General features: G+C 62.7%; 27 protein-coding genes. 23 read left to right on the top strand and 4 right to left on the bottom strand.

What is annotated here, in order from left to right; translation table 11 throughout:
• The first annotated feature begins 50 nt into the window (after positions 1 to 50).
• Positions 51 to 428 carry a PAAR domain-containing protein gene (locus FX982_RS09620; RefSeq protein WP_172610466.1) on the top strand — a complete coding sequence of 126 codons (378 nt, stop codon included), beginning with the start codon at positions 51 to 53 and terminating at the stop codon, positions 426 to 428.
• Between the two features lie 3 nt (positions 429 to 431).
• On the opposite strand, the gene FX982_RS09615 is transcribed toward FX982_RS09620, so the two are convergent.
• On the bottom strand, positions 432 to 1,214 hold the full coding sequence (locus FX982_RS09615) for a ParA family protein (RefSeq protein WP_172610465.1): 783 nt from the start codon (positions 1,212 to 1,214) through the stop codon (positions 432 to 434).
• Positions 1,215 to 1,561: 347 nt separating this feature from the next.
• On the opposite strand from FX982_RS09615, the gene FX982_RS09610 reads away from it, so the two are divergent.
• The 21 genes from FX982_RS09610 (at position 1,562) to FX982_RS09510 (ending at position 20,137) form a co-directional block, all read left to right on the top strand.
• Positions 1,562 to 2,290, top strand: coding sequence for a beta-ketoacyl synthase chain length factor (locus tag FX982_RS09610; protein ID WP_254074887.1), 729 nt, complete (start codon positions 1,562 to 1,564; stop codon positions 2,288 to 2,290).
• Positions 2,266 to 3,078 (top strand): lysophospholipid acyltransferase family protein, encoded by an 813-nt coding sequence (locus tag FX982_RS09605; protein ID WP_172610463.1) that lies wholly within the window; start codon positions 2,266 to 2,268, stop codon positions 3,076 to 3,078. The genes FX982_RS09610 and FX982_RS09605 overlap by 25 nt, the downstream gene beginning before the upstream one ends.
• A complete protein-coding gene (locus FX982_RS09600; RefSeq protein ID WP_122533901.1) occupies positions 3,053 to 3,313 on the top strand; it encodes a phosphopantetheine-binding protein in 261 nt (86 codons plus the stop codon). Before FX982_RS09605 ends, FX982_RS09600 begins: the two co-directional genes overlap by 26 nt.
• Positions 3,314 to 3,322: 9 nt before the next feature.
• Positions 3,323 to 3,577, top strand: coding sequence for an acyl carrier protein (locus tag FX982_RS09595; protein ID WP_122533902.1), 255 nt, complete (start codon positions 3,323 to 3,325; stop codon positions 3,575 to 3,577).
• Positions 3,574 to 4,119 (top strand): hypothetical protein, encoded by a 546-nt coding sequence (locus FX982_RS09590; RefSeq protein ID WP_172610462.1) that lies wholly within the window; start codon positions 3,574 to 3,576, stop codon positions 4,117 to 4,119. The genes FX982_RS09595 and FX982_RS09590 overlap by 4 nt, the downstream gene beginning before the upstream one ends.
• Entirely contained in the window at positions 4,116 to 5,795 is a 1,680-nt protein-coding gene (locus FX982_RS09585; protein WP_172610461.1) for an acyl-CoA synthetase family protein, read from the top strand. The genes FX982_RS09590 and FX982_RS09585 overlap by 4 nt, the downstream gene beginning before the upstream one ends.
• Positions 5,796 to 5,824: 29 nt before the next feature.
• Complete coding sequence (locus FX982_RS09580; RefSeq protein WP_172610460.1) at positions 5,825 to 6,559, top strand: glycosyltransferase family 2 protein; 735 nt, start codon at positions 5,825 to 5,827, stop codon at positions 6,557 to 6,559.
• Positions 6,556 to 7,500, top strand: a complete 945-nt coding sequence (locus FX982_RS09575) for an LpxL/LpxP family acyltransferase (protein WP_172610459.1) — start codon at positions 6,556 to 6,558, stop codon at positions 7,498 to 7,500. Before FX982_RS09580 ends, FX982_RS09575 begins: the two co-directional genes overlap by 4 nt.
• Positions 7,481 to 9,025 (top strand): HAL/PAL/TAL family ammonia-lyase, encoded by a 1,545-nt coding sequence (locus FX982_RS09570; RefSeq protein ID WP_172610458.1) that lies wholly within the window; start codon positions 7,481 to 7,483, stop codon positions 9,023 to 9,025. The genes FX982_RS09575 and FX982_RS09570 overlap by 20 nt, the downstream gene beginning before the upstream one ends.
• On the top strand, positions 9,018 to 9,443 hold the full coding sequence (locus FX982_RS09565) for an acyl-CoA thioesterase (RefSeq protein ID WP_122533908.1): 426 nt from the start codon (positions 9,018 to 9,020) through the stop codon (positions 9,441 to 9,443). Before FX982_RS09570 ends, FX982_RS09565 begins: the two co-directional genes overlap by 8 nt.
• Positions 9,440 to 10,042, top strand: coding sequence for an outer membrane lipoprotein carrier protein LolA (locus FX982_RS09560; RefSeq protein WP_172610457.1), 603 nt, complete (start codon positions 9,440 to 9,442; stop codon positions 10,040 to 10,042). Before FX982_RS09565 ends, FX982_RS09560 begins: the two co-directional genes overlap by 4 nt.
• Entirely contained in the window at positions 10,032 to 12,347 is a 2,316-nt protein-coding gene (locus FX982_RS09555) for an MMPL family transporter (RefSeq protein WP_172610456.1), read from the top strand. Before FX982_RS09560 ends, FX982_RS09555 begins: the two co-directional genes overlap by 11 nt.
• Positions 12,344 to 13,519, top strand: a complete 1,176-nt coding sequence (locus FX982_RS09550; protein ID WP_172610455.1) for a sodium:proton antiporter — start codon at positions 12,344 to 12,346, stop codon at positions 13,517 to 13,519. Before FX982_RS09555 ends, FX982_RS09550 begins: the two co-directional genes overlap by 4 nt.
• Positions 13,506 to 14,753, top strand: coding sequence for an NAD(P)/FAD-dependent oxidoreductase (locus FX982_RS09545; protein WP_172610454.1), 1,248 nt, complete (start codon positions 13,506 to 13,508; stop codon positions 14,751 to 14,753). The genes FX982_RS09550 and FX982_RS09545 overlap by 14 nt, the downstream gene beginning before the upstream one ends.
• Positions 14,750 to 15,496, top strand: coding sequence for a class I SAM-dependent methyltransferase (locus FX982_RS09540; RefSeq protein WP_172610453.1), 747 nt, complete (start codon positions 14,750 to 14,752; stop codon positions 15,494 to 15,496). Before FX982_RS09545 ends, FX982_RS09540 begins: the two co-directional genes overlap by 4 nt.
• Positions 15,493 to 15,981 (top strand): DUF3261 domain-containing protein, encoded by a 489-nt coding sequence (locus FX982_RS09535; RefSeq protein WP_172610452.1) that lies wholly within the window; start codon positions 15,493 to 15,495, stop codon positions 15,979 to 15,981. Before FX982_RS09540 ends, FX982_RS09535 begins: the two co-directional genes overlap by 4 nt.
• The gene (locus FX982_RS09530; protein WP_172610451.1) at positions 15,978 to 17,174 is read left to right on the top strand and encodes a beta-ketoacyl-[acyl-carrier-protein] synthase family protein; all 1,197 of its coding nucleotides are present in this window, start codon (positions 15,978 to 15,980) and stop codon (positions 17,172 to 17,174) included. Before FX982_RS09535 ends, FX982_RS09530 begins: the two co-directional genes overlap by 4 nt.
• Positions 17,171 to 17,644 (top strand): hotdog family protein, encoded by a 474-nt coding sequence (locus tag FX982_RS09525; RefSeq protein WP_172610450.1) that lies wholly within the window; start codon positions 17,171 to 17,173, stop codon positions 17,642 to 17,644. Before FX982_RS09530 ends, FX982_RS09525 begins: the two co-directional genes overlap by 4 nt.
• Positions 17,637 to 18,365 carry a 3-oxoacyl-ACP reductase FabG gene (gene fabG, locus FX982_RS09520; protein WP_172610449.1) on the top strand — a complete coding sequence of 243 codons (729 nt, stop codon included), beginning with the start codon at positions 17,637 to 17,639 and terminating at the stop codon, positions 18,363 to 18,365. Before FX982_RS09525 ends, fabG begins: the two co-directional genes overlap by 8 nt.
• Positions 18,365 to 19,591: a beta-ketoacyl-ACP synthase gene (locus tag FX982_RS09515; RefSeq protein ID WP_172610448.1), complete on the top strand. Its 1,227-nt coding sequence runs from the start codon at positions 18,365 to 18,367 to the stop codon at positions 19,589 to 19,591. Before fabG ends, FX982_RS09515 begins: the two co-directional genes overlap by 1 nt.
• Positions 19,592 to 19,690: 99 nt before the next feature.
• Positions 19,691 to 20,137, top strand: coding sequence for an excinuclease (locus FX982_RS09510; RefSeq protein ID WP_172610447.1), 447 nt, complete (start codon positions 19,691 to 19,693; stop codon positions 20,135 to 20,137).
• A gap of 357 nt (positions 20,138 to 20,494) precedes the next feature.
• Here the strand turns inward: FX982_RS09510 and FX982_RS09505 are convergent, their stop codons facing one another.
• A complete protein-coding gene (locus tag FX982_RS09505) occupies positions 20,495 to 21,385 on the bottom strand; it encodes a LysR family transcriptional regulator (RefSeq protein WP_172610446.1) in 891 nt (296 codons plus the stop codon).
• Positions 21,386 to 21,497: 112 nt separating this feature from the next.
• Here FX982_RS09505 and FX982_RS09500 point away from each other — a divergent pair, with 112 nt between their 5' ends.
• Positions 21,498 to 22,769: an MFS transporter gene (locus tag FX982_RS09500; protein ID WP_438826321.1), complete on the top strand. Its 1,272-nt coding sequence runs from the start codon at positions 21,498 to 21,500 to the stop codon at positions 22,767 to 22,769.
• 254 nt (positions 22,770 to 23,023) lie between these two features.
• Here the strand turns inward: FX982_RS09500 and hemE are convergent, their stop codons facing one another.
• Together hemE and FX982_RS09490 are read right to left on the bottom strand one after the other, a co-directional pair.
• Positions 23,024 to 24,088 (bottom strand): uroporphyrinogen decarboxylase, encoded by a 1,065-nt coding sequence (gene hemE, locus FX982_RS09495; protein WP_122533923.1) that lies wholly within the window; start codon positions 24,086 to 24,088, stop codon positions 23,024 to 23,026.
• Positions 24,089 to 24,309: 221 nt separating this feature from the next.
• Positions 24,310 to 25,728 (bottom strand): FAD-dependent oxidoreductase, encoded by a 1,419-nt coding sequence (locus FX982_RS09490; RefSeq protein ID WP_122533925.1) that lies wholly within the window; start codon positions 25,726 to 25,728, stop codon positions 24,310 to 24,312.
• Positions 25,729 to 25,809 lie beyond the last annotated feature (81 nt).

Genomic DNA, 25,809 nt, shown 5'->3' with positions numbered 1-25,809 from the left:
TTCTGCGTCTAGGCTTCGCCACTCCTATCCGTACACTGGAGTGGTTAGCTATGACATACGTGGTCAGAGAGGGCGATTCAACGACAACCGGCGGCGTGGTGTTGAGCGCCTCAGGCTCGCACATGTGGGAGGACCGGCGTCTGGCCCGCATGGGCGATCCGGTCTGGTGCGAGTTGTGTGCACAGGTTGGCTTCATTGCCCAAGGCAATCCGACCTTCATCGATGAGCTCGTGGCCGTGGCGACCCACGGACAGGCCGTGCGCTGCGGCTGTGCGGACGGCACCCACCATCTGATCGCCAGCCAGGATCAGCTTCAGGCCGACATGGAAGCGACCATCGACATTCCCAAGGACATGGCCGAAAAGGCGCGCAAGCGAGCCAAACACATGACCCGAGCCCGTCGGAAAAGCCACGAACCGCTCGCCTAGCAGTCAGCGATTACCCGCACCCGTTTCCAGCAAGTGATGCAGCTCGACAAATTGCTGAGTCAGTTTATGCCGCGGCTCCAGATGGATCAGCGGCATATTGGCCTGGTGGGATTCACGCATCTTGATCGAACTGGTGAGGTAGACCGGCAGCACCGGCAACCCTTCAGCGATGAGTTCGTCGAGGATCTGCTGGGGCAGGCTCGCCCGCGCCTGGAACTGGTTGACGATAATGCCTTCCACTTCCAGATCCTCGTTGTGATCTTCCTTGAGCTCTTCGATTTCCTTGAGCAGGCCGTAAAGCGCCTGACGGGAGAAGCTGTCACAGTCGAACGGAATCAGCACGCGATCCGCCGCGATCAACGCCGACACCGCGTAGAAATTCAGCGCCGGGGGCGTGTCCAGGTAGATGCGATCGTAGTCTTCGCTCAGCTCATCCAGCAGTTTGCGGAGCTTGTTGATCTTGTGCTTGGCTTCCAGCTTGGGCTGCAGATCCGCCAACTCGGCCGTGGCGGTCACGACATGGAGGTTGTCAAAGGGCGTTTCGTAAATGTCGACCTGATTCTTTTTGGCGCCAGGCCCGGATGACAGGGTCTGCTTGAAGAAATCCGCGATCCCCATGGGAATCTCGTCGCCGGTCAGACCGGTGAGGTACTGCGTCGAGTTGGCCTGGGCATCAAGATCGATCAACAGCGTCCGATAACCTTCATGAGCACTGACAGCCGCCAGATTGCAGGCGATGCTGGACTTGCCAACGCCGCCCTTCTGATTGAACACCACACGCCGCATGTAAGACTCCCTGTTGCTGTCCAGCCGTGAAGGATCGCCTGAGACCCGATGAATGGTCCCGAGTCTAGGCAATCGCGATGATTAGGGCGAGTCCCTCGGAAAAATCTGACTGTGAAGGCGAAGCCCGCAACACCTAGAGGACCATTGCTCCTACAAAACCGTGTCAGATGCCGCTGCCATACCAGTAAGAATAATCGTCAGTAAACAGACCTTTTGTCTCAACGTTTGCCTCGGCGCTGTGGCATCCGGATAATGCCCGCCACTCGGCGATAGCGCCGCGCCATGGTTGGTGCCACTTCGGAGACTCGAAGTCCGGAAGTATGCCCGTATCAGGGCAGGATGATTTTGTGATCAAGTTCAACATTGCACAGTGGCGCGCGTGGGCGCCGGGGCTGATATCGGTCGAAGAGTGGCGTCAATGGAGCCACGAACCCGTGATCCCCGCCCCGACGGATGCAGCGCCAGACGTTTCATTTTTGCCGGCCATGCAACGCCGCCGGTTGAGTCGTCTGGCCCGCATGGCCTTCAGCGTAGGCTGGCCGCTGGCAGAGGGCCTGGAGCGATTGCCGCTGGTGTTCGTCTCGCGGCACGGCGAAACGCCCCGAACCTTCGACATCCTTAGCGATCTGGCCAACGACGAGCCGCTGTCGCCCACTCAGTTCAGCCTGTCCGTGCACAACGCCGTTATCGGCCTGTGGTCGATCCTGCGCGGCGAGACCAGCGAGATGACGGCCCTGGCCTGTGCGGGTGACGGGCTCGAACATGGCGTCGTCGAGGCCGCGTCCCTCCTTGAAGACGGTGCGCCGGCAGTGCTGCTGGTGATCACCGAGGAGCAGCCGCCTGCCGCCTACGCGCCGTGGATCGACGATGTGCCGTTTCCCTATGCGCTCGGCCTGCTGCTGACGCCGGGGGATGAGTGGCAGCTTTCGTTGATGACCCGCGAACCGACCGAGACGGATTCCGGGCGCAGCCAATGGCCCCACGCGCTCAACCTTTTACGTGCGCTGTCGACACAACAGAGCGCTCTGCAACATCCCTGGAAGAATCGGCTATGGAATTGGCAACACAACCGCTGAGCAAAAGCCGCGACGCCTATCACTGGCGCCTGCTGGCCACGGCCCTGAGCTTTGCCCTGTTCGGTGTGGGCGGGTTGTGCCTGCGCGTGTTCGTCTTTCCCCTGCTGGCGCTGCTGCCCGGCGATGCCTGCAGCCACCAACGCCGCGCCCGCCGGACCATCAGCCGCCTGTTCTGGGCATTTATCCGCATCATGAGCAACGCTGGCGTGCTGACTTACGAAATCCAGGGCGCCGAGCGTCTGGGCCGCCCCGGGCAAATGATCATCGCCAACCATCCGTCGCTGATCGACGTGGTGTTTCTCATCGGGCTGGTGCGCGACGCCAATTGCGTGGTCAAGCAGAGCTTGTGGCAGAACGTATTCACCCGAGGCCCGGTCCGGGCCACCGGGTATGTCAGCAACGACGGCAGCGCCGACATGCTGGAGCAAGCCGCGCATCTGCTGCGGACCGGGCAAACCCTGATCATCTTTCCCGAAGGCACGCGAACCCAGCCTGGCCATGCGCCCGCCTTTCATCGCGGCGCTGCGGCCATTGCCCTGCGTGGCGCCCACGTCATTACGCCGGTGACCATCCATGTGTCGCCGACCACGCTGACCAAAGCCGAGCCGTGGTACCGCATTCCCCTGCGCCGCCCGCATTTTCACCTGCGCGTGGGCAACGATATAGATCCAGCGGCATTCGCCGCGCTTGGCCCGGCCCCTGTGGCGTCGCGCAAGCTCAACGACTATCTGCATCAACACTTCACCAAGGAGCTCGCCACAGATGAGCGATCTGCACCAGGACATTAAACAGCTGATCATCGACGCCCTGGGCCTCGAAGACATCAGCACCCAGGACATCGGCAACGACCAGACGCTGTTCGGCGAAGGCCTGGGGCTGGATTCGGTCGACGCCCTGGAGTTGGGCCTGGCCATCCAGAAACGCTACGGCATCAAGATCGACGCCGACGCCAAAGACACTCGCAATCACTTCACCAGCGTCGACAGCCTCGCGGCATTCGTCAGCGCGCGCCAAGTGGCCTGAGGACAGAACATGCAATCCCGTGAAGACATCTTCGACACCCTGCGCTCGTCGATGGTTGAGCTGTTCGAGCTCGAACCCGAGCGCGTTACCCTCGAAGCCAACCTGTATCAGGACCTGGAAATCGACAGCATCGATGCCGTGGACCTGATCGACCACATCAAGCGCAAGACCGGCAAGAAGATCGCCGCCGAGGAATTCAAATCGGTACGCACCGTGGGCGATGTCGTCGACGCGGTCTATCGCCTGGTCCACAGCCCCGCATGAGTCGACTGATTGGCCTGGTCCTGGTGCTTGCAGGCGTCCTGTACCCGTTTGCCGTCTACTTCGGCATGGGCCATTTCGCCCCATGGCAATTCGCGCTGCTGCTCGGCGCGCTGTGGGGGGTGCGTGCGCTGACCAGCGAGGGACGTCCGGGCGGCGTGTCGATGGCGCTGACGGCGATGGGCTTTTGCCTGCTGCTCGGGTTGTTCAACAGCCCGCAATTGCTGCGCTGGTACCCGGTGCTGATCAGCTGTTTCATGCTGACCCTGTTCGGACTGAGCCTGATGCGCGGCATGCCGCTGATCGAGCGACTGGCACGCCTGACAGAACCCGATTTGCCGATCGTTGCGGTTCGCTACACCCGTCAGGTCACCCGGGTCTGGTGCCTGTTTTTTCTGTTCAACGGCTTCGTCGCCGCCGCCCTGACCCTCTGGGCGCCGCTGAGCTGGTGGACGTTATACACAGGGCTCATCGCCTACGGTTTGATGGGCCTGCTGTTCGCCGGTGAATGGATCGTTCGTCAGCGCGTCCGGGGTCGGGCATGAGCTGGATCGATCTCGAACACCTGTTGCTTGACGCTCATCCACAGCGCGCCGTTGCCCATACTCCCGCGCTGAGCCATGCCGCGTTGCAGGAACGCGCGCTGCGTGTCGCCGCCGCGCTGCAGCAACGTGGCGTGACACGTTTGGCAGTCCATCTGGAAGACGCCGCTGAACTGGCCATCGCATTGTTCGCGGCATGGCGCGCCGGCGTGGCGGTGTTGCTGCCGGCCGATTTGCAGGCGCAAACGAGACTACGCTGGGCCGGCCATGTCGACCTGTGGCTGACGGATCTGCCGGACGACACTCGGCTCGATCAACTAAACGCCGATCCGCTTCCTCCCGCCGCGCTCGATCTGGATGAGTGCAGCTTGAGCCTGTGCACGTCCGGCTCCAGTGGCGAACCCAAGCTGATCGAAAAGCGCCTGCGACAGCTGGCCAACGAAGTCAGTGCACTCGAACGCCTGTGGGGCGCCGACCTGGGTGATGCCTGCATTATCGGCAGCGTGGCGGCGCAGCACATTTATGGCCTGCTGTTCCGAGTGTTGTGGCCGCTGTGCGCCGGACGCAGCTTCGTGCGTCAGCAACTGCCGTTTCCCGAAGACTTGCAACGCGTCAGCCGTGAGCATGAATCCTTCGCTTGGGTGGCGAGCCCCGCGCTGCTCAAACGCATGGGCGACAATCTCGACTGGAATCACCTGAGCGCCGTGCGCCGTGTGTTTTCGTCCGGCGGCGCGCTTCCGACCGACGCGGCAGAGTGCTTGCATCAGCGGCTCGGGCAGTGGCCAAGCGAAATACTCGGCAGCTCCGAAACCGGCGGCATCGCCTGGCGCCAGGGCGACCCGCTGTGGCGCGCTTTCGATGATGTCACGCTGGGTCAGGACGACGACGGCGCCCTGCGGATCGAGTCGCCGTACCTGCCGATCGGCCATGTCGAACAGACAGCCGACGCAGTGCGCTTTCTGGGAGACGGTCGTTTCGAGCTGCTGGGCCGGCTGGACCGCATCGTTAAACTGGAAGAAAAGCGCATATCCCTGCCGCTTCTGGAGCAAGCACTCGCGACCCATGAATGGGTCAGCGAAGCACGCATGGGCGTGGTCCGGGAAAACCGCGCGTCGCTGGGCGCATTGGTGGTGTTGAGTGCCAGCGGCGTCCACGCACTGCGCAATCAGGGTCGGCGCGCGCTGACCCAGGCGCTGCGCCAGCATCTGGTGCCGCATTGCGAAGCGCTGGCGTTGCCGCGTCGCTGGCGACTGCTGAGCCATCTGCCCCTCAATGCCCAGGGCAAGTTGCCGCAAGCGCTGATCGAGACATTGCTGGTGTCGCCGCGCACTCAAGCCCCTGATCTAGTCGCCCAGGAGCAACACGACGACGAGTGGCGACTGGAATTGATCGTCCCGCTGGACCTCGCGCATTTCCCCGGCCACTTCCCGGGCACGCCGATTCTGCCCGGCGTGGTGCAGGTCGACTGGGCGATGAACCTGTCACAGCGTCTGATGGACCTGCCGCCGCGCTTTGCCGGCATGGAAGTGCTGAAGTTTCAACAACTGGTGCGCCCCGGCGATCGCATCAGCCTGACCCTGCGCTTCGACCCCGAGCGCAGCAAGCTGCATTTTGCCTATCGCAACGGTGAAGCGGCCTGCTCCAGCGGCCGGATTTTACTGGTGAACGCGGATGCATGAGCTCTGCACATTCAAGGAAGAGGTCGCTTATGCATAACCCCTGCGCCGTGATCCCGGTCTACAACCATGAACTCGCCGTACCAGCCGTGGTTCTGGAGTTGCTGCACGCCGGTTTGCCCTGCGTGCTGGTCGACGACGCCAGCAGCCCGGCCTGCGCCGCCGTGCTTGAATCCCTCGCCCAACAGGCCAATGTCTTCCTGGTGAAGCTGGCGATCAATCAGGGCAAGGGCGGCGCCGTCATGGCCGGCCTGCGTGAAGCGTCGAAATCGGGTTTCAGCCACGCCCTGCAAGTCGACGCCGACGGCCAGCACGATCTGAACGACATCGCGGTGTTTCTGGATCATTCCCGCGAACACCCGGCGGCGCTGATCTGCGGCTATCCGCAGTACGACGCCAGCGTGCCCAAAGGTCGCTTGTACGCGCGCTACCTGACCCACGTCTGGGTCTGGATCAACAGCCTGTCGTTGCAGATTCCCGATTCCATGTGCGGCTTTCGGGTCTACCCGCTCAAGCCGGTGCTGCACCTGATCGACACCGTGAATCTGGGCAAGCGCATGGACTTTGACCCGGAAATCCTTGTGCGCCTGTCGTGGCGCAATCAGCCGATGCGCTGGCTGCCGACCAGGGTTCACTATCCCCAGGATGGCCTCTCGCATTTTCGGCTGTTTCACGACAACGCCCTCATCTCGAAGATGCACGCCAAGCTGTTCTTCGGCATGCTCGGCCGCTTCCCGCTGATCCTCTGGCGGCGGTGGTTGCCATGAGTGACGCCGATCAAAAGCAGCACTGGGCGGCCCACGAAGAACGCGGCAGTTTCCTGCTGATGAAGCTTACGGCCTGGGGCGTGAAGGTGCTTGGTCGTCGGGTGCTCAGCCCGATCCTGCACGGCATCGTCCTGTACTTTTTCCTGTTCGGCCGCCGCGCTCGCCGCAGCGCCTGGCAGTACCAAGAGCACCTGGCGGACTGGACCCAGCAGCCAGAGCTGCGGCCCACGCACTGGCGCGTGTTCGGGCAGTTCATGGCCTTCGCCGACGCCCTGCTCGACAAGCTGGACGTTTGGAACGGCAAGCTCGGTCTGGAGCAGATCGAAATCATCGACGACGCGCACTTGCGTGATCAGCTGCGCGGCGAGCGCGGGCAGATGCTGGTCGGCGCACACCTGGGCAATCTTGAAGTCTGTCGGGCGCTGGCCGAGCTGGGTGAAAAAGTCACCATGAACGTGCTGGTGCACACCAAGCATGCCGAGCGTTTCAACCGTCTGCTGGGTGAGGCTGGCGCGACCAATCTGCGGCTCATCCAGGTCAGCGAACTGGACCCGGCGATCATGCTGCAACTGAGCCAGCGTCTGGATCGCGGCGAATGGCTCGCGATCGCCGGCGACCGGGTTCCGCTGCACGGCGGACGCAACGCGCGGGTCGATTTCCTCGGCCATCAGGCTGCGTTCCCCCAGGGCCCGTGGCTGCTGGCCGGTTTGCTGAAATGCCCGATCAACCTGATTTTCTGCCTCAAGGGCGCGAGCGGTTACCGGGTGATTCTGGAGCCGTTCGCCGCTGCCATCGAATGGCGGCGCAGCGATCGCCAGCAAGTGATCACCCAATGGACCCAACGCTACGCCGACCGTCTGGCGCACTACTGCGTGCAAGCGCCGCAGCAGTGGTTCAACTTCTACCCGTTCTGGAAATCCGATGACGAACCCCGCACCTGAGCCCATCATTTTCGGCGAGTGCCACCTGCGCATCGAAGACGTACTGGCCCTGGCCAACCGCCAGCGGCCGACGGCGTTGCAGGACGACAGCGCCTACCGCCAGCGCATCGCCAAGGGCGCGCAGTTTCTTGATTCGTTGCTGGACAAGGAAGGCGTGATTTACGGCGTAACCACCGGCTATGGCGATTCGTGCGTGGTCGCGGTGCCGCTGCAACACGTCGAAGCGCTGCCTCGCCATCTGTACACCTTTCATGGTTGCGGGCTTGGCAAGTTGCTCGATGCCCAGGCCACCCGCGCAGTGCTGGCCGCACGTTTGCGCTCGCTGTGCCACGGCGTGTCCGGCGTACGCGTCGAATTGCTTGAGCGTCTTCAGGCGTTTCTTGACCACGACATCCTGCCGCTGATTCCGGAAGAGGGCTCGGTGGGCGCCAGTGGTGATCTGACGCCGCTTTCTTATGTCGCGGCGACCCTGTCCGGCGAGCGCGAGGTGCTGTTCAACGGCGAGCGCCGCCAGTCCGCCGATGTGCATCGTCAACTGGGTTGGGATCCGCTGGTTCTGCGGCCGAAAGAAGCGCTGGCCTTGATGAACGGTACGGCGGTCATGACCGGTCTGGCGTGCCTGGCCTTCGCCCGTGCCGATTATCTGCTGCAACTGGCCACCCGCATCACCGCGATGAACGTCGTGGCGCTGCAAGGCAACCCTGAGCATTTCGACGAGCGCCTGTTTGCTGCCAAGCCGCACCCGGGGCAGATGCAAGTGGCCGCCTGGCTGCGCAAGGATCTGGCCATCGACGCGCCGACCGCTCCGCTGCATCGCCTGCAAGACCGTTATTCCCTGCGCTGTGCCCCCCACGTGCTCGGCGTGCTGGCAGACAGCCTGAACTCGCTCCGCAGCTTCATCGAAATCGAGCTGAACAGCGCCAATGACAACCCGATCATCGACGCCGAAGCCGAGCGCGTGCTGCATGGCGGTCACTTCTATGGCGGCCACATCGCCTTCGCCATGGACAGCCTGAAGAATCTGGTCGCCAACGTCGCCGACCTGCTGGACCGCCAGCTCGCGTTGCTGGTGGACGAGCGTTACAACCATGGCCTGCCGAGCAACCTGTCCGGCGCCCCGGCGGACCGCGCGATGATCAACCACGGCTTCAAGGCCGTGCAGATCGGCACCAGCGCCTGGACCGCCGAAGCGCTGAAAAACACCATGCCGGCCAGCGTGTTTTCGCGCTCCACCGAATGCCATAACCAGGACAAGGTGAGCATGGGCACCATCGCCGCCCGCGACGCCATTCGCGTGCTGGAGCTGACCGAGCAGGTCGCTGCCGCCACGCTGATCGCCGCCAATCAGGGCGTCTGGTTGCGCAGCCGCGATGCCGACGCGCGCCCGCTTCCACCTCAGCTTGCGGCCATGCATGAACAACTGCGCGGGGACTTCCCGCCGGTGATCGAAGACCGCGCACTGGAAGGCGAGCTGCGGCTGTGCCTGAAGCGCATCGCCGAACAACACTGGAGGCTGCATGCGTAGCAAAGGCGTGATCCACGAAGACACCGAAATCCTGGTGCCGTTTTTCGACGTCGACACCATGCACGTCGTCTGGCACGGGCACTACGTGAAGTACCTGGAAGTGGCGCGCTGCGCGCTGCTCGACAAACTCGGCCACAACTACACGCACATGCTCGATTCGGGTTACGCCTGGCCGGTGATCGATCTGCAACTGCGCTATGTGCGCGGCGCGGTGTTCGGCCAGCGCATCAACGTGCGCGCCAGTCTCGTCGAGTGGGAGAACCGCTTGAAGATCGACTACCTGATCACCGACATCGCGACCGGCGAGCGCCTTACACGCGCCAGCACCGTGCAAGTGGCCGTCGACGTGAACACACGCGAGATGCAACTGGCCTGCCCCAAGGTATTTGTGGAAGCGGTCGAGAGGGCTCTTTCATGAATCCTTTCAAGACCCTTGTTGCGCTGACGCTGTTGGTGCTTACCCCACTGGCCCACGCCTTCGACCTCCAGCAACTGAGTGATCAACTGGCCAAACCTGCCGTCATCCATGGCGCCTTTGTACAGGAAAAACACCTGCGTTCGCTCCCCCAGCCGCTGACCAGCAAGGGCAACTTCGTACTGGCCAGGGATTCAGGCCTGCTCTGGCTGCTCGATACGCCCCTCAAACAGGATTACCGCATCACCGCCGCCGGCATCGCCCGTCGCGACGCCGATGGCGGCTGGCAGATGCTGCCGGGCAAAAGCGCAGGCGCCGAGCAGAACCGGCTGTTTCTCGCCGTTTTACAAGGCGACAGCAGCGGCCTGCAGCGTGATTTCGACGTGCAGTTGAGTGGCGACGCCCAGGCGTGGCAACTAACTCTGGTGCCGCGCTCGATGTTGCTGAAACAGGTGTTCAACCAAATCAACATCAATGGCGGCGCGCTTGTGCAGCGTATCGAGCTGCTTGAAACCCAAGGCGACAGCACGCAGCTAAAGATGATCGACAGCTCAAGCGACAAGCCGCTGAGCGACTCGGAGCGCGCTGATTTTGCCGATTGAACGCCTGCTGCCGCGCCTGTTCCTGATTGCCTTGCTGGCCGTGCTCGCACTCGCCGGCTGGCAATGGCGTCATGGCGCGCCGCTGTCGGCCAACCTCATGGAACTGGTGCCCGGCAGCACGCCCGACGCTCTGGAGCTGCGTGCCGAACAGCGCATTCAGGAACCGATGAACCGCGAGATGCTGGTGCTGGTCGGTCACGCCGATCCGGCCCAGGCCGTCGAGCTGGCGCGGCAGTTGAGCGAGAAATGGCAGGCCAGCGGGCTCTTCGAAAAGGTCCAGTGGAACGTGCAGGCCGATCTTCCGGCGCTGCGTGAACAGCTGCTGCGCGGTCGTCTGGCGATGCTGCCGCCCAGGGACCGCATCGAACTTATCGAGCACCCGGAAGCGTTTATTCAGCAGCGCGTACAGAGCCTGTTCGATCCGTTTGGCGGTTTCAGTCTGGTGCCCAGCCAGGAAGACTGGCTCGGGCTGACGGGGCGCATCCAGAACGGCCAGCCCATGCACGGCTCGGTGCAACTGGACATTGGCAGCGGCGCGCTGATCGCCAAGGCCGACGGCAAAAGCTGGGTGCTGCTGCGGGCACGCACCCGCGCTGACGCGTTCGACATGCGCCTGCCGCTGCACGTCTCAGCGCTGTTGGACGAGGCGCGCCAACAGGCGAGCGCCAGAGACGCACAATTACTGGCGGCCAGCGGACTCTTGTACGCCGCCCACGGCCAGCAACAAGCTACCCGGGAAATCACCTGGGTCGGCGGCGGTGCCACGCTGGGCATCCTGCTGTTGCTATTGCTCGCGTTCAAACGCTGGCGCGTGTTGCTGGCGTTCGTTCCGGTGATGGTCGGCATGCTGTTCGGCGCCACGGCCTGCGTTGCGCTGTTTGGCAAGATGCACGTCATGACGCTGGTGCTGGGCTCAAGCCTGATCGGCGTGGCGGTGGACTATCCGCTGCACTACCTCTCGAAAAGCTGGAGCCTAAAACCCTGGCGCAGCTGGCCGGCGTTGCGCCTGACGCTGTCGGGCCTGAGCCTGAGTCTGGCCACCAGTTGCATTGGCTATCTGGCCCTCGCGTGGACGCCCTTCCCGGCCCTGACCCAGATCGCCGTGTTCTCGGCGGCCGGTCTGGTTGGCGCTTATCTGACGGCGGTGTGCCTGCTGCCGGCGCTGCTCAACGGTGTCGAGTTGCGGCCTGCGCAATGGCCGTTGAAGATCGCCGAAGCCCTGATGAATGCGCGCGCCCGATTGCTCACCCGCGTGGGCACGCCAGTGCTGCTGGGCCTGTTGCTCATTTTTTGCGCAGCCGGCCTCCTGCAACTGACCACCAAGAATGACATCCGCCAATGGATCGCCGCGCCGCAAAGTCTGACCGACGAAGCGCGCTCCGTGGCGCGCATCACCGGCTACCAACCCACCAGCCAGTTCTTCCTGGTGCGCGGCGCCGATCAGCAGCAGCTTTTGGAGCGTCAGACCGCGCTGAGTCAGCGACTTGATCAACTGGTCACTCAAGGCAAGCTGCAGGGTTATCTGTCACTCAACCAATTGGTGGCGACGCCCGCTGAACAACAGGCTGCGCGCGCCGCCCTCGACACGCTGCCTGCCCATTGGCAGCCGCTGCTAGCGCTGGGTGTGCCACCGGAGGTGCTTGATAACGAATTGGCAAACCTGCGTACCCTTCCTGTCCAAGGCATTGACGATGTACTGGCCGGACCGTTGGGCGAACCCTGGCGCCTGCTGTGGCTGGGCAGCAACAATCAAGGCGTGGCCGGAATCGTCAGCCTGCAGGGCCTGAACGATGCGGCGCTGCTCCGCGCGCAGGCGCAGGACCTTCCGGGCGTCCAGTTGGTGGACCGCCTTGGCGACCTGAACAAGGTGTTCGCCGCCACCCAGATCAGCGCCGCCGAACTGAAGCTGGCGTCGTGCGTGCTGATCGTTCTGCTGTTGATTTTGCCATTCGGTCTGCGCGGGGCACTGAGGGTGATCGCCCTGCCACTGCTCGCGGCCGTGTGCAGTCTGGCGAGCCTCGGCTGGCTGGGTCAGCCGCTGACGCTGTTCAGCCTGTTCGGTCTGCTGCTGGTCACTGCGATCAGCGTCGATTACGCGATCCTCATGCGCGAGCAGATTGGCGGCGCGGCCGTGAGCCTGCTGGGCACATTGCTCGCGGCGGCAACCACGTGGCTGTCGTTCGGTCTGCTGGCGATCTCCAGCACCCCGGCGGTGAGCAATTTCGGGCTGTCGGTGAGCCTCGGTCTGGCCTTCAGCTTCATTCTGGCGCCTTGGGCCGGTCGGCAGCACGGGGCACGCTCGTGATGATTGTCGCGTTCTGGGCGATGGTGCTCGGGCTGTTCGCGCTGGCCGGCCGGCTCGGCGCTCGACTGAACCTGATCCCCATCGTCAGCCAGTTGCTGCTGGCGACGTTTGCCATCCCGCTGCTGATGCTGTTCCTCGTCGAACCGCAGTGGCAGCTCACCGGCGCGCAACTGGTCGCGCCGGTCTGGCTGAAAACCCTGTACGGCGTGAGCTTCGCGGTCGTGCTCGGTCACATCCTCAGCGACGTGATCGATGTGCGACTCGACCCGCAGAGCCTGAAAGTCGCGCTGCCCAGCTTCTGTGTACCCTTTCTCTGCGGCATGGCCTGCGCGGTGTGGCTTTTGCCGGCATCGAGCTGGCTAAGCAGCCTGGCGCTGGGGTTGGTGTTCGCCATCACCGCCATTCCGGTGCTGTATCTGTATCTCAATCACATCGGCTACCCGCTGCACGCCACGCGACGTCTGGTGCAGACGGCGATCCTGATCGATCTGGCCTGCTGGGGGCTGTTCGGGCTGGCCCAGGGCAGCCTGCACCTGACCAGTCTGATTATCCCGTTGCTGCTCGCCGGCGTGCCGCTGCTGTTACGGCTGCTGCGGGTTCGCCAGCCACAGCTTTATGGGGCTGTTTTCTTTCTGCTGCTGATGGTCGCCGAGCACTACCGCCTCAACGCGCTCATCGTCGGCATCGGCTATCTGCTGTGCATGAACGCGCTCAAGCAACCCTTTGCGCTGCCGCTGAAAGCCGCCTGGTTCAAGGCGCTGCAGCACTACGTGGCGATCCCGCTGATCCTCACGCTCGGCATCGTCCAGATCAATATTCACAGCGCCATCGGCGAACTGGGCGGATTGAATCTGCTGGCGCTGATCGTGCTGCCAATCGCCAGCAAACTGCTGGGCAACTGGATCGGCGTGCGCTGGGCGGCGCCGTCGTTTGCGGGTGCCGTGCGCTGGAAGGAAGCCCTGCTGCTGAACATCCGTGGCCTCAGCGAAATCGTCTTTCTCAATCTGCTGTTGCAACAAGGGCTGATCAGCCCGTCGCTGTATTTCGCGCTGATGCTCATGAGCCTGATCGCCACCCTGTTGCCTGCCCTCCTGGGCATGAATCGCCCTCTTGATTTGCATAACGTCGATGTCGTCGAACACTCGAAAAGGAAACCTTGTGCCAATAGCTGAAATGGAATGTCGCCAGATCGTCGTGATTGGTGCCGGTCCAGCCGGAGCCATCGCCGCTGCGTTACTCAAACGTCAGGGCCACGATGTGCTGATCATCGAGCGCCAGCAGTTTCCGCGCTTCTCCATCGGCGAGAGCCTGCTGTCCCATTGCCTGGATTTCGTCGAAGAAGCGGGCATGCTGGAAGCGGTCAACGCCGCCGGTTTCCAGATGAAAAACGGTGCGGCGTTCGCCTGCGGTGAGCAATACAGCGCCTTCGACTTCGGCGACACCTTCAGCAACGGCAAGCCCACGACCTTTCAGGTGCAACGCGCCGACTTCGACAAACTGCTCGCCGACGAGGCCGAGCGCCAGGGCGTTGAAGTTCGCTACCGGGAAACCATCACCGCCGCCGACTTCTCCGGCGAGCAGCCGACCCTCGACGTGCAGCGCGAAGACGGCACAGGCTACCGCGTGCAAGCGACGTTCGTGCTCGACGCCAGCGGTTATGGCCGCGTGCTGCCGCGCCTGCTGGACCTGGAGGCGCCGTCGAACTTTCCCCTGCGTCAGGCGGTGTTTACCCACGTTGAAGACCGCATCGACGACCCACGCTTTGATCGCGAAAAGATTCTGGTGACCGTTCACCCGACCCTGAAGGACGTGTGGTTCTGGTCTATTCCGTTCAGCAACGGTCGTTGCTCGGTGGGTGTCGTGGCGTCCGCCGAGCGCTTCGTGGACAAGCCCGATGACCTCGACGCCTGTCTGCGCGCGGTCATCGACGAGACCCCAAGCCTGAGCCGCGTGTTGCAAAACGCTGTCTGGGACACCCCGGCGCGTAGCATCGGCGGGTATTCGGCGAACGTCAAAACCCTGCACGGCAAAGGCTTCGCCCTGCTCGGCAATGCGGCTGAATTCCTTGATCCGGTATTTTCGTCTGGCGTCACCATCGCCATGCGCTCGGCGAGCATGGCGGCCGGAGTGCTTCATCGCCAGCTGCAAGGCGAGCCCGTTGACTGGGAAAGCGAGTTCGCCACGCCGCTGAAACGCGGCGTCGACACGTTCCGTGCCTACGTCGAAGGCTGGTACGAGGGCAGTTTTCAGGACGTGATTTTCTATCCGGACAGCCGACCCGACATACGCCGCATGATCAGTTCGATCCTGGCCGGGTACGCGTGGGATGAGCGCAACCCGTTCGTCGCCGAGCCCAAGCGTCGCCTGCGCATGCTCGCCGAAATCTGCGCGAGCCCACGGCCATGAGCGGCCAGTATTTCAGCGATAGCTACGTCGAAGAGACGCGCCTGGGCTTTCTTTTTCTGCGCAGTCACACGTGGCAGCACCGCGTTTTGCGGGTGGCCATCGACGACCTGCGCAGCCTGTTCAGTGAACCGCTGCCGGAGAGCCCGGTGGTGCTGGACGCCGGTTGCGGGCAGGGCAAGTCGTTTCAGTACCTGCACACTGCTTTCACCCCGGCGAAAATTTTAGGCATCGACGCCGACCCGCTCAGCCTGCAACTCAGCGCTGAAGAGGCCAGGCGTCGCGGGTTGAACGTCGAGCTGATCGGCAGCGATTGCGCAGACTTGCCACTGGCGGACGCGAGCGTCGACATGGTCTTCTGCCACCAGACGTTCCATCATCTGGTCGAGCAGGAAATGTCCCTCGCCGAATTCTATCGGGTGCTCAAGCCCGGCGGCTATCTGCTGTTCGCCGAGTCCACCGAGGCCTACATCGACACATGGGTGATTCGCTGGCTCTTCCGCCATCCGATGCATGTGCAGAAAAGCGCCGCGCAATACCTGGACATGCTGGGCAATGAAGGTTTTCATTTCACTGCGCACAACGTTTCGTACCCCTACCTCTGGTGGAGCCGGGCCAAAGATTTCGGTCTGCTGGAACGTTTGAAACTGGTCAAACCCAAGCCCTTTGGGGAACGTGAAGAGACGCTGATCAATGTCGTCGCACGCAAACCTCTCTCGGCCCTCATAGAAGGTAAAGCCTCATGATTCGCGCCTTTCTGCTGCTCTGCGTCCTGTTGGTGAGTGGCTGCGCCAGCCATGCGCCGCTCCCTGCGCAAACGCCCCACATCAAATTCCCGGTGCAGCTGCATGTGCAGCGCGAACAGGCCGGCCAGCGCCAGGACTGGCTGATGGTGATCCAGAAGGAACGCCACGGCCTGCGCTTCTCGTTGATGGACCCTCTCGGTATTCCCGTTGCGCGCCAGCAGCTTCGCGAGGATCGCTGGAAGGCCGACGGTCTGCTGCCGCCGAATCCTGAAGCGCGCGAGTTGTTCGCGGCCGTGCTGTTTGCCCTGACGTCACTGAAAGAAGTGCGCTTTGAATACCCCGGCGTCGATCTGCGTCCGTATGGGCGCAGCCTGGATGATCGCTGGTTCGTCGATTACGCCTCCGAGGGCGTCTTCAAGATCAGCATGGAAAGCGGCGAACTGAAATACGTCGTCAGTCCGCTCGAAGGCAAGGCGAGTCAATGACGGCATACCTCAATGCCCTGGGGTTGATCTGCGCGCTAGGGGACGACCGCCAGAGCGTGGCCCGGACGCTGTTCGCCGGGGACACCTCATGCATGCGCTCGGAAAGCGGCTGGATACCCGAACGCTCGTTGCCCGTGGCCGGCGTGAAGAGCCTGCTGCCGACGATCCCTGCGACGCTCGGTCAACAAAGCAGCCGCAACAACCAGCTGCTGCTCGCCGCCGCCCTCCAGATCGAGCCTGACATTCAGCAGGCGATCACCCGCTATGGTCGTGGCCGCATCGGCGTGATTCTGGGCACCAGCACCTCGGGCATCGACGAAGCGAGCCGCGGGATCGCCAGCTACCTGGCCGATCAGACCTTTCCGGACAGCTACGACTATCGCCAGCAGGAGCTCAGCGCTCCGGCCAACTTCCTCGCGTCGTGGCTGGACCTCAGCGGCCCGACCTACGTGATTTCCACCGCCTGCACCTCCAGCGCCCGCGCCCTGCTCAGTGCGCGTCGGCTGCTCGACATGAACCTGTGCGACGCGGTTCTGTGCGGGGGCGTCGACAGCCTGTGCAAGCTGACCATCAATGGCTTCTCGTCCCTTGAAGCGGTGGCGAACGAGCGCTGCAACCCGTTCTCGCGCAATCGCAACGGCATCAATATCGGCGAAGCGGCCGTGCTGTTTCTGATGACCCGCGAGCCAGCGAACGACCACCGCATTGCCTTGCTGGGCGCCGGGGCCAGTTCGGATGCGCACCATATTTCCGCCCCCGAGCCCAGCGGCCGCGGTGCGCGAGACGCCATGACCAAGGCGCTGACCAGCGCCAGCCTGGCGCCCACGGACATCGCGTATCTCAACCTGCACGGCACCGCGACCCAGCACAACGATGCGATGGAAAGTCTCGCGGTCAACGCCGTCTTCCCCGATGGCGTGGCGTGCTCGTCCACCAAACCCATGAGCGGGCACACCCTTGGCGCCGCCGGGGCCTTGGAAGCCGCGTTCTGCTGGCTGGCACTCGCCCCTGAAAATACCGAGGGGCAACTGCCGCCTCATGTGTGGGATGGCGAGGCCGATACAAGCCTGCCCGGGCTGAACTGGGTCAAGGCAAACGAAGCCCTTCAGCCTGATTCACCGCGCCGGATGATGAGCAACTCCTTTGCCTTCGGCGGCAACAACGTCAGCCTGATCATCGGGGAGCAGCCATGACCGCTGCACCTTCATGCCCGTGGCCTCCGGCTGATTTACTGCCCCACGCCGGCGACATGGTACTCATCGACCAGGTACTGTCGTTCGACGAAGAGCAGATTCACACCCGCGTCATCGTTCGGCCCGGCGGGCTGTTCAATCGCCCTGACGGGAGCATGCCGGCCTGGGTCGGCATCGAACTCATGGCGCAAAGCGTCGCGGCGTTTGCCGGCTGTCAGGCACGGGTGAAGGGTGACCCGGTTGAGCTGGGGTTTCTGCTGGGCACACGCAAATTCGAATGCAACGTCGAGCACTTTCCGGTTAGCAGCGAGCTGACCATTCATGCGCGGCGGTCCTTGCAGGACGACAGCGGCATGGGCGTGTTCGAGTGTTCTCTGAGCGGCGCCGGCATTCAGGTCAGCGCCCGACTCAATGTTTATTGCCCGCCGCAATCGGCGAGCTATCTGGCCGAAGGAGCCGCACATGACTGACTCAATTCTGGTCACAGGCTCAAGCCGCGGTATCGGTCGCGCCATCGCGCTGCGCCTGGCCCAGGCCGGCTACGACATCGTCCTGCACTGCCGCAGTGGCCGGGCCGAAGCTGACGCCGTGCAGCGTGAAGTCGAGGCGCTCGGGCGTCAGGCGCGCGTTCTGCAATTCGACGTCGCCGACCGTGCTGCGTGCAAGGTCATCCTTGAAGCCGACGTCGAAACCCACGGCGCCTATTACGGCGTGGTCTGCAACGCAGGCCTGACCCGGGACGGCGCGTTTCCGGCGCTCACCGATGACGACTGGGACATGGTCATCCGCACCAACCTCGACGGCTTCTACAACGTGCTGCACCCGGTGATGATGCCGATGATCCGTCGCCGCGCTGCCGGACGCATCGTCTGTATCACGTCCGTGTCCGGGCTGATCGGCAATCGCGGCCAGGTCAACTACAGCGCCTCGAAGGCTGGCGTCATCGGCGCGGCAAAAGCGCTGGCGATCGAGCTGGGCAAACGCAAAATCACCGTTAACTGCGTCGCGCCGGGGCTTATCGACACGGCCATGCTCGACGAAAACGTGCCGGTCGATGAACTGATGAAGATGATTCCCGCGCAGCGCATGGGCACACCGGAAGAAGTCGCTGGCGCCGTGAATTTCCTGATGTCGGCGGAAGCGTCCTACATCACCCGCCAAGTGCTGGCCGTCAATGGAGGCCTGTGCTGATGAAACGCGTTGTCGTCACCGGCATGGCCGGCATTACGTCACTGGGCAGCGACTGGGCCAGCATCGAGGCCAATTTCAGTGGCAATCGCAGCGGCATCCGGCGCATGGACGAATGGGATCGCTTCACCGAACTCAATACCCGTCTGGCCGGGCCCATCGATGATTTCGCGGTGCCCTCGTACTGGACGCGCAAGCAACTGCGCAGCATGGGCCGGGTGTCGCGACTGGCGGTCGGCGCCGCCGAACAGGCGCTGCGTGACGCGGGCTTGCTGGGCGATCCGATCATTCGTGACGGGCGCATGGGCGTGGCCTGCGGCTCGTCCACCGGCAGCACCGACGAGATCAAGGCCTTCGGCAACATGCTGCTGAATTCCGTGGCCGAAGGCCTCAATGCCAATTCGTATGTGCGCATGATGCCGCACACCACGGCGGCGAATATCAGCATCTTCTTCAACCTCACCGGCCGCCTGATCCCTACTTCCAGTGCCTGCACCAGCGGCAGCCAGGGCGTGGGCTATGCCTATGAAGCGATCAAGTTCGGGCGTCTGCCGTTGATGCTGGCTGGTGGTGCCGAAGAGCTTTGTCCCACCGAGGCCATGGTGTTCGACGCGCTGTACGCGACCAGCCTGAAAAACGATGCGCCGCACACCAGCCCTCGCCCTTACGACAGCGGGCGCGATGGTCTGGTGATCGGCGAAGGCGGCGGCATGCTGGTGCTTGAGGAGCTGGAACATGCGCTGGCGCGGGGGGCGAAGATTCACGCCGAGGTCGTCGGCTTTGGCAGCAACGCCGATGGCGTGCACACCACCCGCCCCGAGCAGGTCACCATGCGCCGGGCCATGGAACTGGCGCTGGAAGACGCAGGCCTGCCGCCTGAGGCCATCGGTTACGTCAATGGCCACGGCACGGCAACGGAACAGGGCGACATCGCCGAGACCCTCGCCACCCAGAGCCTGTTCGGCTCGCGCATGCCGATCAGTTCGCAGAAGAGTTTCCTGGGTCACACCCTCGGCGCCTGCGGTGCGCTGGAGTCCTGGTTCAGCATCGAAATGATGAACCGCGACCGCTACATCCACACGCTCAACCTCGACGAGGTCGACAGTCGCTGCGGCGAGCTGGACTACCTGCGCGGCGAGCCGCGTCACATGAATCACGAGTTCGTGATGAACAACAATTTCGCGTTCGGCGGGGTCAACACGTCGTTGATCTTCCGGCGTTGGTCTTAACCGCTTGATCCATTCGACCCGCCGGCGCAATGGAAGACCCTCCCGGCGGGGCACTTCACTGATCTTCTACACCCGTTAAACACCTCAAGGAGCGAAACCATGAAATTGAAAGTCTGGGCAGCAGCGGCCGCCGTCGTTTTGTGCACACTGCCGGGCATCAGCCAGGCTCGGGACACGGCGCTGTATCTACCGTTCGACAAGGTGGTCGCGCAGATGACCCAGGAGAAAAAACTCGACGGCAGCGTGAAGTTCTATCTCGCTGGCGTACAGCCAAAAGGCAAGGTGTCCGTGCTGTCGCCGAATGTGGTGACCAACAAGAAAACCAACGCTTTCAACAAGAGTGACAACGACGCCTGCGAATGGGTCTTGCAGTCCGCGATCCTGCAACTGAATGAGGCCGCAAAAGGCGCAGGCGCCAACGCAGTGGTCAACATCGCCAGCTACTACAAAAAGATCGAACGCAAAGACCCGGCCACCTATGAGTGCCACGCCGGCGCCATCATGGCAGGCGTTGCGTTGAAGGGTGATCTGGCGAAGGTGCAGTAACTTTTTGCCAGTGAGTTGAGGCGTCTTGCCTCGCTCACTGGCAGGGACGGCTGCGCTGTGAAACGGAGGTTGCTTGCGAAGAGGTCGTTCAACCGACAAATCATCGGCGAACCCAACTGAGTCTTCGTGAGCAAGCTCACTCCCACATGAGCGCCGTTTGCCGCAGGCCAGCGCGGTGTCAGAACAATGGGGAGTCATCAGATTTGCATTCGTCACGGATCACTGGGCGACGCAGTCCCTGTGGGAGCGAGCTTGCTCGCGAAGAGGTCAGTACATTCACCCCATCCCTCAGTAGTTGTAAGGCTACGTTCGTCAGCAAGCACAATCCCACAACCCATCTGCTTTGCTCCGGATCAGTTACCCCGCCTTGCGCGTCACCAGTTCGACAAACGCCTTGGCCATCGGGGATTTCTGATCCTTGCGCTGCACCAACCATACCGCTGACGTCGCCTGCGCATCCAGAAGGGTTCGGTACACCACCCCGTCGATGCGCATGCGTTGATACGACGCCGGTAGCACCGTCACGCCCAGCCCAGCTGCCACCAGACCAATGATGGTCATCGCCTCACCCGCCTCCTGAGTAAACAACGGGCTGAAGCCCGCTTCCCGCGCCAGATCCAGCAACTGTGCGTAAAGCCCGCTGCCGTAGCTGCGCGGGAAGAACACAAACGGCTCACTGGCCAGTTCATGCAAATGAATGCCGCGTTCCGAGCCTTCGGCCAGTGGATGGTCCGAGCGCAATATCGCCACCAACGGTTCGTGGAGCAGCTCCACGGCGACCAGTGAATCCGGCAACGGCAGGGGCCGCATGATGCCCACTTGCATCGACTCGTTCTCAAGCCGCTCGGCAACTTCCCGGCTGCTCATTTCCTGAAGCGCCAGATGCACCGCGGGGTAACGCTGACGAAACGCGAAGATGGCCTGCGGGATGCTTGAGGTGAACGGTGCGGACGCCGTGAAGCCGATCTTCAATTCGCCCAGCTCCCCCAGCTGCGCGCGCCGGGCCACGTCCGAAGCCTTCTCGACCTGTGCCAGCACCAGCCGTGCTTCGTCAAGGAACAACCGGCCCGCTTCACTCAGCTCCACCCGTCGATTGGTGCGTTCAAACAGACGCGCGCCGAGCTCTTGCTCCAGCGCCTGGATCTGCTGACTCAACGGCGGTTGCGAGATACCGAGCGCCTGCGCGGCACGGCCAAAGTGCAGCTCTTCAGCAACGGCGATGAAGTAACGCAGGTGACGCAATTCCATAGCGATTCCATTGGGTCGTTAAACCTATCAAACAGGTCGAACAATATATTGGAAGCAATCGTTAGCCGGCTATATTCTTTCGTCACTGCGTCCGCGCTCCCGTCTGAGGTCAATCGTGAATACTGCTGCACCCGCCGCCGCCGCGCCTGCCGAGTTCGCCACAGCAGCCATCCCTTTGGGCGATAGCTACATCGAGAAGGACACGCCTGCTTTCATTCGTACCGTATTAGCGCTGTTCTCCGGTGGCTTCGCGACGTTTGCGCTGCTGTACTGCGTGCAACCGATGATGCCGGTGCTGTCGCGGGACTTCTCCATCAACGCCGCCCAGAGCAGCATGATCCTGTCGGTGTCCACCGCGATGCTGGCAATAGGACTGCTTATTACCGGCCCCATCTCAGACCGCCTCGGGCGCAAGTCGGTCATGGTGTTCTCATTGTTCTCGGCAGCCCTTTTCACCATCGCCAGCGCACTGATGCCCACTTGGGAAGGCGTGCTGATCACTCGGGCGTGCGTGGGCTTGTCGTTGAGCGGACTCGCCGCCGTCGCCATGACCTACCTCAGCGAGGAGATCCACCCGCAGCACATCGGCCTGGCGATGGGCCTGTACATCGGTGGCAACGCTATCGGCGGCATGAGCGGCCGGGTGATCACCGGGGTCCTGAGCGATTACGTCAGTTGGCACACGGCACTGTTGATCATGGGCATCATCGCCCTCGGCGCGGCCGGCGTGTTCTGGAAAATCCTGCCGCCGTCGCGCAATTTCCGCGCCCGTCCGCTCAATGGCCGCAGCCTGCTGGAAGGTTTTGTCCTGCAGTTCCGTGATGCCGGGCTGCCATGGCTGTTCCTCGAAGGCTTCCTGCTGATGGGTGCGTTCGTGACGCTGTTCAACTACATCGGCTACCGCCTGTTGGCCGATCCGTACAACTTGAGCCAGGCCGTGGTCGGCTTGTTCTCGGTGGTGTACCTGTCCGGCATCTACAGCTCGGCGAAGATCGGGGCACTGGCCGACCAACTGGGCCGACGCAACGTGTTGTGGGCCGTGATCGTGCTGATGCTTGTCGGCGTGACGCTGACCATGTTCACCCCACTGGTGGTGGTGATCATCGGCGTATTGATGTTCACCTTCGGCTTCTTCGGCGCCCACTCCGTCGCCAGCAGCTGGATCGGCCGCCGCGCCATCAAAGCCAAAGGTCAGGCATCGTCGTTGTACCTGTTCAGCTACTACGTAGGCTCCAGCGTCGCCGGCACCGGCGGCGGTGTGTTCTGGCACTACGCCGGCTGGAACGGCATCGGCGCCTTCATCGGCACCCTCCTGCTGATCGCCCTCGCCGTGGCGCTGAAACTGGCGAAAGTGAAGCCGCTCGCGGTGAATGTGCAGGTTTGAGCCAAGGGTCGCTTTTGGCATTCGCCGCTGTTTTAGTGGGACCGGCTTCAGCCGGGGAGCCGCCCTTATGTGCGACGTCAATTTTTGCGGTGTGACGCGTGACGTCTTCCCGGCTAAAGCCAGTCCTACGGTTGCGTTCACAGCCACTCTCACTGACTGCACGCGCTGTGTGTTCGCGATCGAAGCCCACCGCAGCCTGAACCCCACACAAAAACGCCCGGCATGTGCCGGGCGTTTTCGTATCTGCGAACTGCTTACTGGTGGTACTTGGCCGACATTTCATGCACCGCTTCGATGAAGGCGCCGGCGTTGGCCGGGTCGACTTCGGGGGTGATGCCGTGGCCGAGGTTGAAGACGTGGCCGGTGCCGCTGCCGTAGCTGGCGAGGATGTTCGAGACTTCCTGGCGGATGGCGTTTGGGTTGGCGTAGAGCACGGTGGGGTCCATGTTGCCCTGCAGCGCCACTTTGTTGCCAACGCGTCGGCGGGCTTCGCCGATGTCGCAGGTCCAGTCCAGGCCCAGCGCATCGGCGCCGGCGTCGGCGATGCTTTCAAGCCACATGCCGCCGCCTTTGGTAAACAGGATGACCGGCACTTTGCGGCCGTCGCGCTCACGGATCAGGCCGTTGACGATCTTGCGCATGTAAGCCAGTGAGAATTCCTGATACGCCGCGGCCGAAAGGCTCCCGCCCCAGCTGTCGAAGATCTGCACCGCTTGCGCGCCTGCGAGAATCTGGCCGTTCAGGTACGCCGTCACCGACTGCGCGAGCTTATCGAGCAACAAGTGCATGGCCTGCGGGTTGTCGTAGAGCATGGCCTTGGATTTGCGGAAGTCCTTGGACGAGCCGCCTTCAACCATATAGGTCGCGAGGGTCCACGGGCTCCCGGCGAAACCGATCAGCGGTACGCGGCCGTTGAGTTCGCGGCGAATGGTACTGACCGCGTCCATGACATAGCCGAGGTCTTTCTGGGCGTCAGGGATCGGCAGCGCTTCGATGTCAGCCAGGGTGGTGACAGTTTTGCGGAAGCGCGGGCCTTCGCCGGTTTCGAAGTACAGGCCAAGGCCCATTGCGTCGGGAACGGTGAGGATGTCGGAGAACAGAATGGCGGCGTCGAGCGGATAGCGCTCAAGGGGCTGCAGGGTAACTTCACAGGCGAACGCCGGGTTCATGCACAAGCTCATGAAGTCTCCGGCCTTGGCGCGACTGGCGCGGTACTCCGGGAGATAGCGGCCTGCCTGGCGCATCATCCATACAGGCGTGACGTCAACAGGCTGCTTGAGCAGGGCGCGAAGGAAACGGTCGTTCTTCAGGGCAGTCATGTCGGCATCCGGAAAAAAAGTGCGGGCATTTTCTCAGACACCAACTTAAAAGGCACGGTCGGTGCCGTGCCTTTTATTTATCGGGGCGATTTGTCGCATCAATGCGCGACGTAGGTTCTGTAGCAGCCGGGTTGCTGGCGAACCCAACTAACGCAGTGCATCTGGCGAACCGCGTCGGCCTTATTCGCCAGTAAGCCGGCTCCTACAGACGGCAGCGTCAACTAGACGCCCAGATAATCCAGAATCCCTTCACCCGCATTGCGGCCTTCGAAGATGGCTGTCACCACCAGATCGGACCCGCGCACCATGTCGCCGCCGGCGAAGATCTTCGGGTTGCTGGTCTGGTGCTTGAACTGGCCCTGCTCCGGCGCCACGACCCGGCCCTGACTGTCGGTCTGGATACCTTGCGGATCGAACCACGACGCCGGGCTTGGACGGAAACCGAACGCGATGACCACGGCGTCCGCCGGGATGATCTCTTCGGAACCCGGAATCGGCTCGGGGCTGCGACGGCCGCGCGCATCAGGCTCGCCCAGACGTGTTTCGACGACTTTCACGCCCTCGACACGATCCTCACCAACGATGGCGATGGGCTGGCGGTTGTACAGAAACCTTACGCCTTCTTCCTTGGCGTTCTTCACTTCCTTGCGCGAACCCGGCATGTTTTCTTCGTCCCGGCGATAGGCGCAGGTCACTGACTTGGCGCCCTGACGGATCGACGTGCGGTTGCAGTCCATCGCCGTGTCACCACCGCCCAGGACCACGACCTTCTTGCCCTTCATGTCGACGAAATCTTCCGGCGACTTTTCAAAGCCCAGGTTGCGGTTGACGTTGGCGATCAGGAAATCCAGCGCATCGTGCACGCCAGGCAGGTCTTCACCGGGGAAGCCGCCCTTCATGTAGGTGTACGTGCCCATGCCCATGAACACCGCGTCGTACTCTTCCAGCAACTGCTCGACGGTGATGTCCTTGCCGATCTCGGTGTTGAGGCGGAACTCGATGCCCATGCCGGTGAACACTTCGCGGCGATTGCTCAGCACGCTCTTCTCAAGCTTGAACTCGGGAATGCCGAAGGTCAGCAGACCGCCGATTTCCGGGTTCTTGTCGAACACCACAGGCTTCACGCCGCCGCGCACCAGAATGTCAGCGCAGCCCAGACCTGCCGGGCCTGCGCCGATGATGGCCACGCGCTTGCCGTTTGGCACCACGCGGGACATGTCCGGGCGCCAGCCCATGGCGAAGGCCGTGTCGGTGATGTACTTCTCGACCGAGCCGATGGTGACGGCGCCAAAGCCGTCGTTGAGGGTACACGCGCCCTCACACAGACGATCCTGCGGGCACACACGGCCACAGACTTCCGGCAGGGTGTTGGTCTGGTGCGACAGCTCGGCGGCCGCGAGGATGTTGCCCTCGGCCACCAGCTTCAGCCAGTTGGGAATGAAGTTATGCACAGGGCATTTCCATTCACAGTACGGGTTGCCGCAACCCAGGCAGCGGTGCGCCTGATCGGCCGACTGCTGAGGCTTGAAGGGTTCGTAGATTTCAACGAACTCTTTCTTGCGTTGACGCAGCAGTTTCTTTTTCGGGTCTTTACGCCCGACTTCGATGAACTGGAAGTCGTTACTGAGACGTTCAGCCATGGTGGTAAAACTCCTGACTACAGCCTCAAGCGCCAAGCTTGAGGCTGCAAGAAAATCATGTTCGCAGGCACTCGCGCGCTG

The organism is Pseudomonas graminis (assembly GCF_013201545.1).
GTDB lineage: Bacteria > Pseudomonadota > Gammaproteobacteria > Pseudomonadales > Pseudomonadaceae > Aquipseudomonas.
Note: the sequence above shows the minus strand (reverse complement) of the source record. Positions and strands in the feature narration are given on the sequence as shown.

Excerpts from the sequence above, each read along its gene's own strand:
- FX982_RS09620 (WP_172610466.1), top strand. The coding sequence starts at position 51 with ATGACATACGTGGTCAGAGAGGGCGATTCAACGACAACCGGCGGCGTG.
- FX982_RS09615 (WP_172610465.1), bottom strand. The coding sequence starts at position 1,214 with ATGCGGCGTGTGGTGTTCAATCAGAAGGGCGGCGTTGGCAAGTCCAGC.
- FX982_RS09605 (WP_172610463.1), top strand. The coding sequence starts at position 2,266 with ATGGAATTGGCAACACAACCGCTGAGCAAAAGCCGCGACGCCTATCAC.
- FX982_RS09600 (WP_122533901.1), top strand. The coding sequence starts at position 3,053 with ATGAGCGATCTGCACCAGGACATTAAACAGCTGATCATCGACGCCCTG.
- FX982_RS09595 (WP_122533902.1), top strand. The coding sequence starts at position 3,323 with ATGCAATCCCGTGAAGACATCTTCGACACCCTGCGCTCGTCGATGGTT.
- FX982_RS09590 (WP_172610462.1), top strand. The coding sequence starts at position 3,574 with ATGAGTCGACTGATTGGCCTGGTCCTGGTGCTTGCAGGCGTCCTGTAC.
- FX982_RS09585 (WP_172610461.1), top strand. The coding sequence starts at position 4,116 with ATGAGCTGGATCGATCTCGAACACCTGTTGCTTGACGCTCATCCACAG.
- FX982_RS09580 (WP_172610460.1), top strand. The coding sequence starts at position 5,825 with ATGCATAACCCCTGCGCCGTGATCCCGGTCTACAACCATGAACTCGCC.
- FX982_RS09575 (WP_172610459.1), top strand. The coding sequence starts at position 6,556 with ATGAGTGACGCCGATCAAAAGCAGCACTGGGCGGCCCACGAAGAACGC.
- FX982_RS09570 (WP_172610458.1), top strand. The coding sequence starts at position 7,481 with ATGACGAACCCCGCACCTGAGCCCATCATTTTCGGCGAGTGCCACCTG.
- FX982_RS09565 (WP_122533908.1), top strand. The coding sequence starts at position 9,018 with ATGCGTAGCAAAGGCGTGATCCACGAAGACACCGAAATCCTGGTGCCG.
- FX982_RS09560 (WP_172610457.1), top strand. The coding sequence starts at position 9,440 with ATGAATCCTTTCAAGACCCTTGTTGCGCTGACGCTGTTGGTGCTTACC.
- FX982_RS09540 (WP_172610453.1), top strand. The coding sequence starts at position 14,750 with ATGAGCGGCCAGTATTTCAGCGATAGCTACGTCGAAGAGACGCGCCTG.
- FX982_RS09535 (WP_172610452.1), top strand. The coding sequence starts at position 15,493 with ATGATTCGCGCCTTTCTGCTGCTCTGCGTCCTGTTGGTGAGTGGCTGC.
- FX982_RS09530 (WP_172610451.1), top strand. The coding sequence starts at position 15,978 with ATGACGGCATACCTCAATGCCCTGGGGTTGATCTGCGCGCTAGGGGAC.
- FX982_RS09525 (WP_172610450.1), top strand. The coding sequence starts at position 17,171 with ATGACCGCTGCACCTTCATGCCCGTGGCCTCCGGCTGATTTACTGCCC.
- fabG (WP_172610449.1), top strand. The coding sequence starts at position 17,637 with ATGACTGACTCAATTCTGGTCACAGGCTCAAGCCGCGGTATCGGTCGC.
- FX982_RS09515 (WP_172610448.1), top strand. The coding sequence starts at position 18,365 with ATGAAACGCGTTGTCGTCACCGGCATGGCCGGCATTACGTCACTGGGC.
- FX982_RS09510 (WP_172610447.1), top strand. The coding sequence starts at position 19,691 with ATGAAATTGAAAGTCTGGGCAGCAGCGGCCGCCGTCGTTTTGTGCACA.
- FX982_RS09505 (WP_172610446.1), bottom strand. The coding sequence starts at position 21,385 with ATGGAATTGCGTCACCTGCGTTACTTCATCGCCGTTGCTGAAGAGCTG.
- hemE (WP_122533923.1), bottom strand. The coding sequence starts at position 24,088 with ATGACTGCCCTGAAGAACGACCGTTTCCTTCGCGCCCTGCTCAAGCAG.
- FX982_RS09490 (WP_122533925.1), bottom strand. The coding sequence starts at position 25,728 with ATGGCTGAACGTCTCAGTAACGACTTCCAGTTCATCGAAGTCGGGCGT.